This window comes from Tritonibacter mobilis F1926 (genome assembly GCF_000376545.2).
Lineage (GTDB): Bacteria > Pseudomonadota > Alphaproteobacteria > Rhodobacterales > Rhodobacteraceae > Epibacterium > Epibacterium mobile.
The window spans coordinates 1,062,679-1,077,138 of sequence record NZ_CP015230.1 but is presented as its reverse complement, the minus strand read 5'-3'; the positions used below and the strand labels follow the sequence as shown (position 1 = coordinate 1,077,138).

Below are 14,460 nucleotides of genomic sequence, written 5' to 3'. Positions count from 1 at the left end.
TTAACCCAACTCAAAACTGGTCACGCCATAAATCAGATCCCGCGCCACTTCGGGCTTGCGCCCCCGATACATGCGCGCGGTTTCAAATACGGGCTGAAGTCCCAAATCCCGCGCCAGATCAACCGCCACCGCGTTGGGGTCCGGCACATCGAGAAAAATCTCCTGATCTGCGGGCCAATCGCGCAGCAATCCCGCCAGAACCGCAAGCGCCGCCGCGCGAGAGGTCGCAACAAGGGGCGCGATCTTTGCCCCAGTCTGACAACGCCGGAGCGTGCCAAAAGCGCATATGCCACCCTCGTCATATGCCGCAATGCTCACATGCCCCGGCGCGCACAACCACTGCTGCCAGAAGTCCGGGCGCGCAGCCGGAAAAACCCGCGCATCAAGCGCTGCCACATCACCAGTCAGCCCCTCCAGCCACGTCAGCGTATAGGCGTCCGACACTTTGAGCGCGGCCTTGGGCACGCCGCCAAATCGAATATTGCGCCACGCCAGATCAAAGCCCGAACGGCGGTAGTTGTCCTGCTGGTCCACCACCCCATCCAGACCAACGGTGCGTTGCCCGGCGTGCTCCAGCGCTCGCTGCCACAGGGCATAGCCATAGCCCTGCCCCCGATGGGCGGAGTCTACGATGTAGAATCCAAGAAAAGCAAAAGCCTCACCATAGGTGACAACGGAGATGCAGGCGATCATCTCTCCGGCCAGAAAGCCGCCCCAAAAGCCGCTTGGGTCTTGCGCGGCAAAGCATGCAGCATCCTGCGGTCCGGGGTTCCAGCCCTCTCGCGCGGCCCATGCCACGGCGGTGTCGATTTCGCCGCGAGTGAGCGGTCGGATCTCATAGCTCTGCTGCATGGTGGCCTCCGGTTTCCTGATCCCACCATGACGGTCAAAAATCACCGTGGAAAGACGAAACACCGATCACGTGGAACTGTCAGCCACATCGCACGGCCTTCGGCGGGCAGGAACACATTGGGCACCGTCGCCTTCAGGATCGAGCCGTCAAAGTCCATGCGGAACTCCACAAGGCTCTCATTGCCCAGGAAACGCGCGCGCTGCACGATCCCACGTGCAGGCACCCCATCCCGCGCGGTCGCTTCGGGACCACGACCATTTCGGTCAAAGTCGATGCGCAGATGCTGCGGGCGGAACACAATCTCCACATCGGTGCCATCCGGCACCCCCGGCGCAAGAAACTGACCAAACGGCGTTTCGGCCAGCGCGCCATTGACCTGCGCGGGCAGCGTATTGACGTCAGAGAAAAACGCCACCGCCGCCTTATCCACGGGGCGGGTATAGACGTTGTAGGGCGCGCCCTGCTGCACAATGCGCCCATCCCGCATCAGGGCAATCTCATCCGCCATCCGCATGGCTTCTTCGGGCTCATGCGTGACCAGCAACACGGCTGTGTCTTCTTCTTTCAGAACGCTCAGCGTCTCATCACGGATGCCATCACGCAGACGGTTATCAAGCCCGGAGAATGGCTCATCCATCAGCATGATCTTGGGGCGCGGGGCCAACGCACGCGCCAGCGCCACCCGCTGCTGCTCCCCACCAGAGAGCTGATGCGGGTAGTCATCAATATACTGCGCCAGCGACACCCGATCCAACAGCTCATGCGCGCGGGCCCGTTTCTGGTCTTTGGGCCCTTTCAGACCAAAGGCGACATTGTCGCCAACGCTCAGATGCGGGAACAGAGCAAAGTCCTGAAACATCAGGCCAATTTCGCGCCGCTCTGGAGGCACCCGAAACAGCGTGTCGCAGATCAGCTTGCCATCGACATAGATCTCGCCCTCATCCTGCATCTCCACGCCCGCAATCATACGCAGGGTGGTGGATTTCCCGCACCCCGAGGGGCCGAGCAGACAGGTCACCTGCCCCGGCAACACCGTGAGCGAGACATCATCCACCACCGCACGGCCCTCAAAGAAACGGCGGATGTTGCGGATTTCCAGCCGGGGCGTCACCTCGTGCCCTTCCGCCTGCACGGAGGGCAGTGCGGATTTGGTCATCTGCTCTGGCATGGTCTGGCCCTTTATGTCTGGATTGCTGGCAATCGGAGATTGCGCGCTGATATCAAGCTGCCCTGCCTCAGGCAAGGAACTCCACTTCGCCACTCGCGCGGGGCTGGCCATTGACCATCAGCGTGACGCGATGCGCCCCCGGCATCAGCGTAAAGGTCGAAGCCTGCGCCTTGAGTGGATGGGATTTTTGCAGCGCAAGACCATCTCCGCCCAGCGCACCGGTTTTCCATTTGAACACTTTGGTCGACGTCTTGCCGCCCGCACGCTGAAAGGTCAGCGCATAATCAACCAGCACCCGCGCGCCGTTTGCGCCTTTTAACGTACAGCCCAGCATGAGCTTTTCACCGATACGTACGCGCGCAGGCAGATCCAGTTGCGCGGTCAGCTCAAGATCGGGATCATAGCCCAACAGCCGCAGCGCCCGTGGATCCCCCGCCTTTACCAGCCCGCGCAACGCGTGGGAGGTGATCCAGTCCAGTTCTTTGGGCGCTTGTTTTCCCTGCCCTTGCCAATCGGTCAGCCGGTCGATGACGATCTGCGGATCTTTCTTGGCAATATCATTCAAATGGTTCGCCACAGACCGCGTGACAAAGCGGGTCGGATCACCATGCAGCCGGTCCAAAATCGGCAATGGCGCGGTCAGCGGCAGGTTCACTGCCAGTCCCCATGGCAGGCGCGGCCGGGTGCCCTCGCTGGCCAGACGACGCACATGATAATGCCCATGCGTTGCCCAGTCCGCCATGCGCGCCAGCACCTGATCCGGCCAGCGTTTCAACAGGGGCCGGATGGCAAACTCCATTGAGAACCGCTGCGTCAGAACCTCCAGCACATCCAGTGCAAGCGGCAGGTCATTGTCAGCCTGCGTCAGGGCCGTCACCCACTCACCAAGGGGTGCAAAAATAAAGTCGCCAAAATCATCGTCCCTCAGGCTCGGGTCCAGCGGCGGCGGCAGAGCGGCGATGATCACCGGTGCCACTTTCTCCAAGGGGCCCGGTACATGCTGCGACAGTTGCTCGGCAATCCAGTTGATGCGTTCCTTGAGTGCCAGATCAAGCAACCGCGCCATCACATCCGCCTCAAAGGCGTTTGCATCGAAACTCGGGGACGCCGCAGCAAAAAGCCCCGCCAGATAGCGGGTCTTTTCGATGTTAAATAGCTGATCCTTCAGCGAGAATGCCTCTGCCATCGGGTCAGATCGTCATATTGGTGGCACCACCGTCCAGCAGGATATTCTGCCCGACGATGAAACCCGCATGCTGTGAACACAAGAACGCACAGGTCGCACCAAACTCCTGCCGCGTCCCATAGCGCCCGGTTGGGATCGTAGCGGCGCGCTGATCGCGGGCCTCATCCATGCTGATGCCCTGTGCCTGCGCCACCCCGGTATCAAGCGAGATCGCCCGGTCGGTGGCATGAATGCCCGGCAGCAGATTGTTGATGGTCACACCCTTGCCAGCCACCTGCCGCGAGGTGCCCGCCACATAGCCCGTCAGCCCCGCGCGCGCGGAATTGGAAAGCCCCAGCGCCGCAATAGGCGCTTTTACCGACTGCGAGGTGATATTGACCACCCGGCCCCAGCCTGCGTCCATCATCTGCGGCAGCAGCGCTTTCATCAGCGCAATCGGGGTAAGCATATTGGCATCAATCGCCTTGATGAAATCTTCGCGGTCCCAATCGCTCCAGACGCCCGGAGGCGGCCCACCTGCGTTGGTGACAAGGATGTCGACACCTTTGGCGCGTTCGATCAGCTCTGCGCGCGCGCCCTCATCGGTCACATCACACGCAAGCGTATCCACACGCACCCCGAACCGGTCGCGAATGTCCTGAGCCGATGCCTCCAGCGCTTTGGTGCCGCGCGCATTCATCAACAGATCCACACCCGCCTGCGCCAATGCTTCTGCACAGCCCAGACCTAACCCTTTGCTCGATGCACATACCAATGCGCGCTTTCCGCGAATGCCCAGATCCATGAAACTCTCCCTGCTGCTGCGTGTTCCGGCGTGACCCTGCCAGCGCAGTGACGGGTTTTCCAGATGACAAACCGGGCACGGGCCAGAAATTTTCCCCTGAGTGCCCGTTTCTCGCCCAAGTGTGAACCTAGTCTTTACTACGCGGGGTGCAAAGTTGTTCCGCAATCGAGGCACTCCCGACGCCTCCTTAGACCGAAAGACAGTGATCGACGTGACAGACGACACCATCTCCCTCTACGCCCTCCCGGCCTATCCGGCGGAACAGTTCTGCGTGGATATCGGCGCCAATTCGGGCGATCCGGTCGGGCTGTTGGATGAGTTGGTGATGGATGACATCTACGAACTGAGCAGCCCTGCAAGGCTGCAGAGGCTGGCATTCACCGTCTCAGCCGAGGGCGCAATTTCCCTGCACTCCGACAGCGAAATGGGCCAGCCTGAGGCTGTGCTCTATCTGGATTGCGCCATCACCCTGATGCCCGATCTTGGCAGCGCGATCGAAGCTTTGATCGCGGTTGAGGTCGACACGGCAGGGGTAATCACCGCAGTATATTTGATCCCACAGGCACCACTGTCCGCTGGAACAGGCTATCGCTTGGTCCGCGCGGATCGTGCCCGCGTATGGGAACGACTTGCACAGCTCAGCTGTGTTGCGTTTTCACGCGGAACGCATATCACCATGGGCACCGGTGAGCAGCGCGCGATTGAAACCCTGAAACCCGGTGACCGGGTTCTGACCCGCAACAGTGGCGCGCGCACGATCACTTGGGTTGGGCAGACCACCGTGCGCGCCGTTGGCGAGATGGCCCCGATCCTGATCCGAGAGGGTGCGCTGAACAACGCTCGTGACTTGCTGGTCAGCCCAGATCACCGGCTGATGATCTATCAGCGCTCGGATGTATTGGGCACCGGACGGCACGAGTTGATGATCCGCGCGCGGGATCTGGTGAATGGCGACAGTGTCGTGGTGCAGGACGGCGGCTTTATCGATTACTATCAGATCCTGTTTGACCATCACCACATCATCTACGCCGAGGGAATCGCAGCAGAATCGATGCTGGTGGATGCGGTCACGCGCCCGGCCCTGCCAGAGGATATTCAGCGCAAAGTTGCAACACCACGCCGCCACGGCACACGCGGGGATCATGGGCTGGAAATTCGCCGCCCACTGCTACAGCGCCCCGATGCGGTAGAATTGCTAAAACGCGCATCCCTGCGCTAAGGATCGCGCCAACACCAACTGCCCATTAGCGCCATACGTGCCCGGCTCCGAGCACGACAACAGCGCGGCCCCGTCAGCTGCCGCGCTGTTGCATGCGGGCAAAGCCCGCGCCCTCGTTTACACCATTCATAAAGGCCTCAGCCACGCTCGGTGCTGTTGCGGCATGACCGTTAGGATGCGCCACATGGGGTGAGCCGACCCGCGGCTCTGAACCATAGTCCTCGCGATCCTCACCAACCGCACCTTTGGCCAGCAGAAAGACTCCCGACAGGCCAAACCAGATACAGCCAAGAATAAGCGATGCCATCGCGTGCGACTGCCCGGACTGCAAAAGCGCCGCGTAAAGCGCCGTCGTTGCAAACCCCGCGCCAATGGCTGCGCTCACTGCACAAAGTGCCGCGTAGCGCGCCCGGCGCACTCCGCGCCGGGCCTTGGATTTAATGAGCCTCAGCATCGCGTTAGCGACGATTGCTCAGGTAACCCAGCGCAAAGCCAAGACCGGCTGCAATTGCCGTTGCCGCGAGGGGCTGCGCGCGCACCGCGTCCTCGGCTTGGCGAGTCATCTGGGCAGCTCCATTCGCGACCGCTTGGCCTTGCTCGCGCGCGGTGTCACGCGCCGCATCACGGGCTTTGCCCGCGCGATCCTTGGCCAGATCGGAAACGGATTTGGTAAGCACAGAAATGTCAGAGCGCAGGACTTCCATCTGCGTTGCAATATCTTCGGTGGACGGTGCGGTTTGATCCTTCGGCATGGGAATGTCCTTTCCGGTTTTGTTTCGCGTTCGGACAGACAACGTGAGACCACGCAAATTGTTCCGCAAATTTCCCAAAAATCGCAGCCCCCTCCCAGCCTGCCTCTATCGCCACGGTCCAGACCACGACGCCTCACATGATGCTGGGGAAGGCTCAGAGCACCGATCCGGTGCTCTGAGCCTCGCCGGGCCGAATGGCCCGGTGCCCGGCCCAACCGGACGCGGGGTGCCCCAAAGGGGCGCAACGATGGATGGGCGGGAGGTCTCCCGCGCTCCTTGAGCGATGACACCGCTTTTCCTTGCCTCATCCCCGCTTTCTGGCTAAGGCCAGCCTCATGTTGGACACCGCTCATAACCGCCCCGATCTGCCGCCGGAAATCGCGCGGCGCCGCACCTTTGCGATCATCTCGCACCCGGATGCGGGCAAGACCACCCTGACCGAGAAGTTCCTCCTCTATGGTGGCGCCATCCAGATGGCCGGACAAGTGCGCGCCAAGGGCGAAGCGCGGCGCACGCGCTCTGACTTCATGCAGATGGAAAAAGACCGTGGCATTTCTGTTTCGGCCTCCGCGATGTCCTTTGACTACGGCAATTTCCGCTACAATCTCGTCGACACCCCCGGCCACTCGGATTTTTCCGAGGACACCTACCGCACGCTTACGGCGGTAGATGCAGCCGTCATGGTGATCGACGGTGCCAAGGGCGTCGAGAGCCAGACCCAGAAGCTCTTTGAGGTTTGCCGCCTGCGCGATCTGCCGATCCTGACCTTCTGTAACAAGATGGACCGCGAAAGCCGCGACACCTTTGAAATCATTGATGAGATTCAGGAAAACCTCGCCATTGATGTGACGCCCGCCAGCTGGCCCATCGGTGTGGGGCGCGATTTCATCGGCTGTTACGACCTCTTGCGTGACCGGCTGGAACTGATGGACCGCGCCGACCGCAACAAGGTCGCCGAGAGCATCTCGATCCAAGGCCTCGATGATCCCAAACTGTCCGAACATGTGCCCGAGCATCTCTTGGAAAAGCTGCTCGAAGAGGTCGAAATGGCGCGCGAACTGCTGCCCAAACTCGACCCGCAGGCTGTACTTGAAGGGCATATGACCCCGATCTGGTTCGGCTCTGCGATCAATTCCTTTGGCGTGCGTGAACTGATGGACGGCATTGGCCAATATGGCCCGGTGCCACAGATCCAATCCGCCGAACCCCGCCAGATCGCACCCGAAGAGAAAAAAGTCGCAGGCTTTGTCTTCAAGGTGCAGGCCAATATGGACCCCAAGCACCGGGACCGCGTGGCCTTTGTGCGACTGGCCTCGGGCCATTTCAAACGCGGCATGAAGCTGACGCATGTGCGCAGCAAGAAACCGATGGCGATCTCCAACCCGGTGTTGTTCCTCGCCTCTGACCGCGAGCTTGCCGAAGAGGCCTGGGGCGGTGACATCATCGGCATCCCCAACCACGGCCAGCTGCGCATTGGCGACACGTTGACCGAGGGCGAGGCCTTGCGCGTCACAGGCATTCCGTCCTTTGCGCCGGAACTTCTGCAGGGCGTGCGGGCGGGCGATCCGATGAAAGCCAAACATCTGGAAAAGGCGCTGATGCAGTTCGCCGAGGAAGGCGCTGCCAAGGTGTTCAAACCCTCGATTGGTTCGGGCTTTATCGTCGGCGTCGTCGGCCAGTTGCAGTTCGAGGTGCTCGCGAGCCGGATCGAGATGGAATACGGCCTGCCCGTGCGTTTTGAGGCCTCGCAGTTTACCTCGGCGCGCTGGGTGCATGGCGATAAGGCGGCGGTGGACAAATTCACCAACGCCAACAAACAGCACATTGCCCATGATAACGATGGCGACGTGGTCTATCTGACGCGCCTGCAATGGGACATCGACCGGGTGGAACGGGATTATCCTGACTTGAAACTCTCCTCCACCAAGGAAATGATGGTCTGAAACGCGGGCACCCCTTACCGGGTGCCCGTTTTCAATCATGCAGGCAGGTGGACAGATGAAAGATCCCGCAATTACGGGAAAATGGGGCCTCGTTGCTACCCTCAAGTCCGACGCGCACGAGATCCTGAACTTTGCCGCGTGGCATCTGGAACAAGGTGCGCATCGCCTGTTTCTCTACCTGGATGCCCCCTGCCCCGAGGCGCTGCGACACCTTGAAAACCACCCGCACATCCGTGTCATTGAAACGACCGAGGCCCATTGGCAAAAACGCCGGGGCCGTGTGCCGGTAAAACATCAGGTCCGCCAGAGCCTGAACGCCACCCGCGCCTATCGCCGTCAGGCCCGCGACCTGGACTGGCTGATCCATATCGACGTTGATGAGTTTTTGTGGTCCACCTCACCGATTGAAACGCAACTGGCATCCCTCACAGACGACACCATCTGCGCCCGCGTGCGCCCGCTGGAGTTGCTCGCTGGCAGCAACGATCAATTCAAGGCGCGCGTGCCCCAGGGATCAAACGCTAGCGCCACCAGCACCCGGCTCTACCCCCGTTTCGGCGGCTACCTGAAAGGCGGCTTTGTCAGCCACATACAGGGCAAGGTCTTTGTGCGTTGTGGCCTGAGTGATGTGGAATTGCGCATTCACAATGTCTTTGTGGATGGCGCCGAAAACCCTGCCAAAACAGAACTCGATGATATGGACCTGTGCCATTTCCACGCGAGCGACTGGGATCATTGGTTGAACCACTATCGCTACCGGCTGCAAAAAGGCTCCTACCGGGCAGACCTGCGCCCGGCTCAGCCCCGCGAAACCGGCGGTGTCACCTTGCACGAGTTGCTGTCCTCCTTGGAATCAGAAGAGGGCGAATCCGGCCTCAGGGCCTTTTTCGATGAAGTTTGCGCCGACAGCACCGACTTGCGGCAAAAATTGACGGCAGAGGGGCTTTTGCGCCAACGGAGCTTGCCACTTGCACAATTGCAGCGGAAACATTTCCCGGAATTTTGACGAACTGTTTCAGAAATACTGCAAATACCCCCAATCTCCAAAAGAACGCCGGCGGAATTTCGCGATCATTTGACCGTATCTCGCAATTTTGCTATGTGCCGCCACATCCGGGGACACCTGACTGCTCAGGCGTCCGACTGATACCGGGATAGAGACACACGCGCGGGCCAGGTCAGTGTCCGCAAAAACGGACGCATATGACAAAATTCACCGATCTGAACCTTAATCCCAAGGTCCTCAAAGCCATTGAGGAAGCAGGATATGAAAGCCCGACCCCGATTCAGGCAGGCGCGATTCCCGCCGCCCTAGAAGGACGCGATGTCCTCGGGATCGCTCAGACCGGCACCGGCAAGACCGCCTCCTTCACCCTGCCGATGATCACCCGCCTTGCCCGTGGCCGCGCCCGGGCGCGCATGCCGCGCTCGCTGGTGCTCTGCCCGACGCGCGAATTGGCCGCACAGGTGGCGGAGAACTTCGACACCTACGCCAAACACGTCAAACTGACGAAGGCCCTGCTGATCGGCGGCGTCTCCTTCAAGGAACAGGACGCAGCCATCGACCGCGGTGTTGACGTGCTGATCGCCACACCGGGCCGCCTGCTGGACCATTTCGAGCGCGGCAAGCTGCTGCTCACGGGCATTGAGATCATGGTGGTGGATGAGGCCGACCGGATGCTCGATATGGGCTTTATTCCCGATATCGAACGCATCTTCTCGCTGACGCCCTTCACCCGCCAGACGCTGTTCTTCTCCGCCACCATGGCACCGGAGATCGAGCGCATCACCAATACGTTCCTCTCCGGCCCCGAACGGGTGGAGATCGCGCGGCAAGCGACCACCTCCGAGACGATCGAACAGGCGGTGGTGATGTTCAAAGCCTCCCGCAAGGATCGCGAAGGCAGCGAGAAACGCCGCGTTCTGCGCGAGCTGATCAATCAGGAAGGCGAGGCGGTCAAAAACGCCATCATCTTCTGCAACCGCAAAACCGACGTGGATATCGTCGCCAAATCGCTGAAGAAATACGGCTATGACGCGGCACCGATCCATGGCGATCTGGATCAGAGCCAGCGGACAAAAACGCTTGATGGCTTCCGTGACGGAACGCTCAAGATCCTCGTGGCCTCCGACGTGGCGGCGCGTGGTCTGGATGTCCCCTCCGTGAGCCATGTGTTCAACTTCGACGTGCCCGGCCATGCGGAGGACTATGTGCATCGCATCGGGCGCACCGGTCGCGCCGGGCGCAACGGTAAGGCCATCACCCTGTGCAGCCCGCGCGATGAAAAGGCGCTGGATGCAGTCGAGGGTTTGGTTCAAAAAGAAATCACCCGCTTGGAAAACCCGGTAAAGCCGACACCGCGCAAAACCGCGACCAAGGAAGACGCGACAAGCGATAAGCCCAAACCGGCCCGTCGCAGCCGCAGCAAAACCACCGCTGCCAAATCCGAAGAGCCGCCGGTCGAAGCCGCTGCACAAACGACTGAGCAGCAGCCACAACAGGCGCAGGACAAACCCCAGCGTCAGGCCGAGAAACCCGCGGACGATACCAACAAATCTGGTAAATCACGCTCACGCGGACGCCGCGATGATCGTCGCGATGACAAGGTCGTGGGCATGGGTGACCATATGCCAAGCTTCATCGCGCTCAGCTTTGATGAGCGCCGCGCCAGCTGATCACCAATAGCTGCAGCCAAAGAAAAAACCGCCCTGCATCAGCACGGGCGGTTTTTTCATGGCGAAACGATCCACCTAACGGATGCCGCATTGCAGCAGAGGCATAGCGGGATTGCCAAGCTATGCGATGTGCAAAGCTGAGGGATACACTAGATGAAGGGCATCAAACGAAGACCCCAAGGTGAAGTTATGGACCTGAATTCAACCGCCCCGCTGCTCAGCGACGAGATGAAAGACATCGAACTCCGTGCCCGCAAAATGCGCGCCGAGATGATGGGCGTCATCCTCTCCAGCATCGGCGCTGCACTGGTACGTGCGATCAAAGCACCTGCCCTGCTGCTGTCACGCCCGCGTACGGCCTGATAATTCTGGCCGCCGCGGCCTCCCTCCCGCGTCAGCCTGATGAAAAACGCCCGGACTTCACGGTCCGGGCGTTTTCTTTGCCAAAGCGCCGACCGCTCCCCTTTCTTCTAACCGCAAATATCCTGGGGTGAATGCGCGTCAGCGCAGAGGGGCAACGCCCCTGCCGATAAAAATACGCCCGGAGAGGCAACTCTCCGGGCGCATCATTTCTCATGTATCGGTCAGATCAGTTGGTTATGATCTCAGGTCCCATGATCATATTGGGCAGGAAGGTCGAGATCGCCGGGATATATGTCACCATAATCAGGAAAACAAAGAGCACCGCGAGGAACGGCAGCGCAGCCCGCACCACCGCCATCATCGGCATCCCCGCAACCCCGGAGGTCACAAAGAGGTTCAGCCCCACCGGCGGTGTAATCATCCCGATCTCCATGTTCACAACCATGATGATACCAAGGTGAATCGGGTCAATCCCCAGCTCAATGGCGATCGGGAACACCAAGGGTGCCACAATCACCAGAAGTCCCGAGGGCTCCATGAACTGCCCGCCGATCAGCAGGATCACATTGACCACGATCAGGAACATCACGGGGCCAAACCCTGCCGAGAGCATCGCATTCGCGATATGCTGCGGCACCTGCTCGTCGGTCAGAACATGCTTCAGGATCAGCGCGTTGGCGATCACGAACAAGAGCGTCACAGTGAGCTTGCCAGCCTCAAACAGCGTGTGTTTGGTATCGCTGTGGAAAAACGCGGTGATCAGCGCATAGGGCTTTTTCAACAGCGAGTCCTTGGGTTGCCCCTCTCCATTGGAAAGCGGCCCCATGTCCTTGTAGACGAAACACGCAATAAAGAAGGCGTAGACCGCCGCCACTGCAGCCGCTTCGGTCGGGGTAAAGATACCGCCGTAGATGCCGCCCAGAATGATCACGATCAGGAACAGACCCCAGCCTGCTTCACGTGCAGAGGCAAAGACCTCCCCCCAGCCGTTCCACTCGCCCTGCGGCAGGTTCTTGACCTTGGCCATCACATAGATCGTGACCATCAGCATGATGCCCGCCATCAGGCCCGGAATAACACCGGCAAGGAACATCCGCCCGACCGAGACCTCAACCGCTGCGGCGTAAACCACCATCACGATGGAAGGCGGGATCAGGATACCGAGCGTACCTGCGTTACAGATCACCCCGGCAGCGAATTCCTTGGAATAGCCCACCTGACGCATGCCCGCGATCACGATCGTCCCGATGGCCACCACGGTTGCTGGCGACGACCCGGACAGCGCTGCAAACAGCATACAGGCAAAGACGCCCGCAATCGCCAGACCACCCGGCAAGTGACCGACACAGGCGATGGAGAAACGGATGATCCGCCGCGCCACGCCGCCTGTGGTCATAAAACTCGAAGCCAGAATAAAGAACGGAATTGCCAGCAGGGTGAAATGCCCTTCAAAGGCCTGAAACAGCGTCCCCGCAACCGAACCCAGCGAGCTGTCGGAATAGATCAGCAGGAACACGGTGGACGACAGACCAAGGGCCACCGCAATCGGCACACCGATCAGCAGCAATCCGATCACGAGGGTAAAGAGAAGAACCACTTCCATCAGTCATGCTCTCCTTGTTGAGCGCGAACCGCTTCGAGTTCGTCTTCGACTTCGTGACTTGCAACCAGACGGTCGGTCTGACCGCGCAGGATCTGAAACGCCGCCTGAACAAAGCGGATCACCAGCAACAGCATCGACAGCGGCAACACCAGATAAGGCACGACCTTTGGCAGTTTTTCGTAGGAATCGCCGTAGTTGATCAGATCCTCAAGAAAGCGCAGCGCACCGATCATCGGCACATCCTGAACTTCATAGAAACTCTGGCTCCGCGCTTTCAGATCCAGACCCGTGGGAAACCAGCGCCCGGAGGTTGGCGGCAGATCGGCAAAAACCGCCCAGTAGTCATAGGCACCTTTCAGCATCAGAAGCGAAAAGATAATGCAGGCCGCCGCCGCAATCAGACCCAGCGTACGGCGCACGCCCTCGGGCAGCATATTGATCACCGCATCAACGCCCAAATGGGCATGCACTTTGACCGCATAGGACGCGCCCAAAAGCACCAACCAGGCAAAGAGGAACACAGTGACCTCAAGCGCCCAGAGAATATTGGAATTGAAGACGTAGCGCGCAATCACGTTGGCAAAGGTGAGCAATGTCATTGCTCCGAGGATCAGCGCGATCAACGATTCCTCAAGTGTATGGATGAACCCGGACGGGCCGGTTCTTGCCCCCGACATCATTGTCTCTCCAGTTTTTGGGAAATGGGTGCGGACACAGCCTCTGTGCCGCTCAGGTGTCAGAGCGCATTTTCCCTGCGCTCTGACCAGTATTTCAGATGATCGCGGCCCGCATGGGACCGCAGATCTGCCTTAGAAGCCCGCGTTGATGGACTGCGCCGCGTCGATCATGTCCTGACCTACGTCGCCTGCGAATTGCTCCCAGACAGGTTTCATCACATCGACCCACGCCTGACGCTGATCAGCGGAAAGCTCACGCACCACACCGCCTGCGGCGATAATGGACTGTTTGGCTTCGTTGTTCACACGGGTGGATTCGGCGTTCCGGGTTGCGGTGACCTCATGCATGATGGTCATGAACTGGTCACGCACTTCGGGCTCAAGGCTGTCGAGCCAGTCAACCGAGGCCACAACCAGATAGTCGAGCACACCGTGGTTGGTTTCGGTGATACCGTCCTGAACCTCAAAGAACTTCTTGCCGTAGATGTTGGACCAGGTGTTTTCCTGACCGTCCACAACACCCTGCTGCAGCGCGCCATAGACTTCGGAGAAAGCCATTTTCTGCGGGCTGCCGCCGATCGCTTCCATCTGCGCAACCAGCACGTCAGAGGACTGCACGCGGAACTTCAGACCATTGGCATCTTCGGGCAGCAATAGCGGCTTGTTGGCCGACATCTGCTTCATGCCATTGTGCCAGTAACCCAGACCTTGCAGACCACGGCGCTGCATGCTGTCGAGCATGGCCTGACCATTGTCGGAGGCTTGGAAGGCGTCGACCGCGTCGATGTTCTTGAACATGAACGGCAGATCAAAGAGGCGGAACTGTTTGGTGAATTTCTCAAACTTCGAGAGCGACGGTGCGGCCAGTTGCACGTCGCCTTGCAGCATCGCCTCAAGCACCTTGTTGTCATCATACAGCGTGGAGTTCGGATAGACGACCATGCACATGGTGCCGTTCATCTCTTCGTTCACGCGCTTTTCCAGCAGTGAGGCCGCGATCCCCTTGGGGTGCTTGTCGGTGTTGGTCACGTGGCTGAACTTTACGACGATTTCGCCGTCATCACAGGCTTCGGCTTGTGCGGCACCTGCGGTGACGCTCAGTGCCAGCGCGGTTGCGGCAGCAGTCAGAAACTTCATGGAGATCCTCCCTAAGAATCGATGTCTTCCTCTGACCCCGGATCGGACCCGAGGCTTGGGAGCTAGAATTGGCAAAGGCGGAGTTTCGCTCAAGTCGCG

At 59.8% G+C, this 14,460-nt stretch carries 14 protein-coding genes; 5 read left to right on the top strand and 9 right to left on the bottom strand.

Going from position 1 to position 14,460, the window contains the following annotated elements; all coding sequences use genetic code 11:
- From K529_RS05170 to K529_RS05155, 4 genes are all read right to left on the bottom strand, one after another.
- Window positions 1–852: a GNAT family N-acetyltransferase gene (locus K529_RS05170; protein ID WP_005653776.1), complete on the bottom strand. Its 852-nt coding sequence runs from the start codon at window positions 850–852 to the stop codon at window positions 1–3.
- 41 nt (window positions 853–893) lie between these two features.
- Window positions 894–2,009, bottom strand: coding sequence for an ABC transporter ATP-binding protein (locus K529_RS05165; RefSeq protein WP_046002028.1), 1,116 nt, complete (start codon window positions 2,007–2,009; stop codon window positions 894–896).
- 79 nt (window positions 2,010–2,088) lie between these two features.
- Window positions 2,089–3,207, bottom strand: coding sequence for a hypothetical protein (locus K529_RS05160; RefSeq protein ID WP_005653770.1), 1,119 nt, complete (start codon window positions 3,205–3,207; stop codon window positions 2,089–2,091).
- Window positions 3,208–3,211: 4 nt separating this feature from the next.
- Window positions 3,212–3,991 (bottom strand): SDR family oxidoreductase, encoded by a 780-nt coding sequence (locus tag K529_RS05155; protein WP_005653768.1) that lies wholly within the window; start codon window positions 3,989–3,991, stop codon window positions 3,212–3,214.
- 202 nt (window positions 3,992–4,193) lie between these two features.
- Here K529_RS05155 and K529_RS05150 point away from each other — a divergent pair, with 202 nt between their 5' ends.
- Window positions 4,194–5,210 carry a Hint domain-containing protein gene (locus K529_RS05150; RefSeq protein WP_005653767.1) on the top strand — a complete coding sequence of 339 codons (1,017 nt, stop codon included), beginning with the start codon at window positions 4,194–4,196 and terminating at the stop codon, window positions 5,208–5,210.
- Between the two features lie 73 nt (window positions 5,211–5,283).
- On the opposite strand, the gene K529_RS05145 is transcribed toward K529_RS05150, so the two are convergent.
- A complete protein-coding gene (locus tag K529_RS05145; RefSeq protein ID WP_046002017.1) occupies window positions 5,284–5,664 on the bottom strand; it encodes a hypothetical protein in 381 nt (126 codons plus the stop codon).
- 4 nt (window positions 5,665–5,668) lie between these two features.
- Complete coding sequence (locus tag K529_RS05140) at window positions 5,669–5,962, bottom strand: DUF883 family protein (RefSeq protein ID WP_046002016.1); 294 nt, start codon at window positions 5,960–5,962, stop codon at window positions 5,669–5,671.
- Window positions 5,963–6,297: 335 nt separating this feature from the next.
- Here K529_RS05140 and K529_RS05135 point away from each other — a divergent pair, with 335 nt between their 5' ends.
- The 4 genes from K529_RS05135 to K529_RS23435 all read left to right on the top strand — a co-directional run bounded on the left by K529_RS05135 (window position 6,298) and on the right by K529_RS23435 (window position 10,944).
- Complete coding sequence (locus K529_RS05135; protein WP_046002015.1) at window positions 6,298–7,905, top strand: peptide chain release factor 3; 1,608 nt, start codon at window positions 6,298–6,300, stop codon at window positions 7,903–7,905.
- Between the two features lie 55 nt (window positions 7,906–7,960).
- Window positions 7,961–8,911 carry a glycosyltransferase family 2 protein gene (locus K529_RS05130; RefSeq protein WP_046002014.1) on the top strand — a complete coding sequence of 317 codons (951 nt, stop codon included), beginning with the start codon at window positions 7,961–7,963 and terminating at the stop codon, window positions 8,909–8,911.
- Window positions 8,912–9,108: 197 nt separating this feature from the next.
- On the top strand, window positions 9,109–10,581 hold the full coding sequence (locus K529_RS05125) for a DEAD/DEAH box helicase (RefSeq protein WP_009177100.1): 1,473 nt from the start codon (window positions 9,109–9,111) through the stop codon (window positions 10,579–10,581).
- A 189-nt stretch (window positions 10,582–10,770) separates the two neighbouring features.
- Window positions 10,771–10,944: an RSP_7527 family protein gene (locus K529_RS23435; protein ID WP_157859731.1), complete on the top strand. Its 174-nt coding sequence runs from the start codon at window positions 10,771–10,773 to the stop codon at window positions 10,942–10,944.
- Window positions 10,945–11,170: 226 nt separating this feature from the next.
- On the opposite strand, the gene K529_RS05120 is transcribed toward K529_RS23435, so the two are convergent.
- From K529_RS05120 to K529_RS05110, 3 genes are all read right to left on the bottom strand, one after another.
- Entirely contained in the window at window positions 11,171–12,547 is a 1,377-nt protein-coding gene (locus K529_RS05120; protein WP_005634554.1) for a TRAP transporter large permease, read from the bottom strand.
- Window positions 12,547–13,224 carry a TRAP transporter small permease gene (locus tag K529_RS05115; RefSeq protein ID WP_009176906.1) on the bottom strand — a complete coding sequence of 226 codons (678 nt, stop codon included), beginning with the start codon at window positions 13,222–13,224 and terminating at the stop codon, window positions 12,547–12,549. Before K529_RS05115 ends, K529_RS05120 begins: the two co-directional genes overlap by 1 nt.
- A gap of 132 nt (window positions 13,225–13,356) precedes the next feature.
- Window positions 13,357–14,361 (bottom strand): DctP family TRAP transporter solute-binding subunit, encoded by a 1,005-nt coding sequence (locus K529_RS05110; RefSeq protein ID WP_005634562.1) that lies wholly within the window; start codon window positions 14,359–14,361, stop codon window positions 13,357–13,359.
- Window positions 14,362–14,460: the final 99 nt, after the last annotated feature.

Excerpts from the sequence above, each read along its gene's own strand:
- K529_RS05170 (WP_005653776.1), bottom strand. The coding sequence starts at position 852 with ATGCAGCAGAGCTATGAGATCCGACCGCTCACTCGCGGCGAAATCGAC.
- K529_RS05165 (WP_046002028.1), bottom strand. The coding sequence starts at position 2,009 with ATGACCAAATCCGCACTGCCCTCCGTGCAGGCGGAAGGGCACGAGGTG.
- K529_RS05160 (WP_005653770.1), bottom strand. The coding sequence starts at position 3,207 with ATGGCAGAGGCATTCTCGCTGAAGGATCAGCTATTTAACATCGAAAAG.
- K529_RS05155 (WP_005653768.1), bottom strand. The coding sequence starts at position 3,991 with ATGGATCTGGGCATTCGCGGAAAGCGCGCATTGGTATGTGCATCGAGC.
- K529_RS05145 (WP_046002017.1), bottom strand. The coding sequence starts at position 5,664 with ATGCTGAGGCTCATTAAATCCAAGGCCCGGCGCGGAGTGCGCCGGGCG.
- K529_RS05140 (WP_046002016.1), bottom strand. The coding sequence starts at position 5,962 with ATGCCGAAGGATCAAACCGCACCGTCCACCGAAGATATTGCAACGCAG.
- K529_RS05135 (WP_046002015.1), top strand. The coding sequence starts at position 6,298 with ATGTTGGACACCGCTCATAACCGCCCCGATCTGCCGCCGGAAATCGCG.
- K529_RS05130 (WP_046002014.1), top strand. The coding sequence starts at position 7,961 with ATGAAAGATCCCGCAATTACGGGAAAATGGGGCCTCGTTGCTACCCTC.
- K529_RS05125 (WP_009177100.1), top strand. The coding sequence starts at position 9,109 with ATGACAAAATTCACCGATCTGAACCTTAATCCCAAGGTCCTCAAAGCC.
- K529_RS23435 (WP_157859731.1), top strand. The coding sequence starts at position 10,771 with ATGGACCTGAATTCAACCGCCCCGCTGCTCAGCGACGAGATGAAAGAC.
- K529_RS05120 (WP_005634554.1), bottom strand. The coding sequence starts at position 12,547 with ATGGAAGTGGTTCTTCTCTTTACCCTCGTGATCGGATTGCTGCTGATC.
- K529_RS05115 (WP_009176906.1), bottom strand. The coding sequence starts at position 13,224 with ATGTCGGGGGCAAGAACCGGCCCGTCCGGGTTCATCCATACACTTGAG.
- K529_RS05110 (WP_005634562.1), bottom strand. The coding sequence starts at position 14,361 with ATGAAGTTTCTGACTGCTGCCGCAACCGCGCTGGCACTGAGCGTCACC.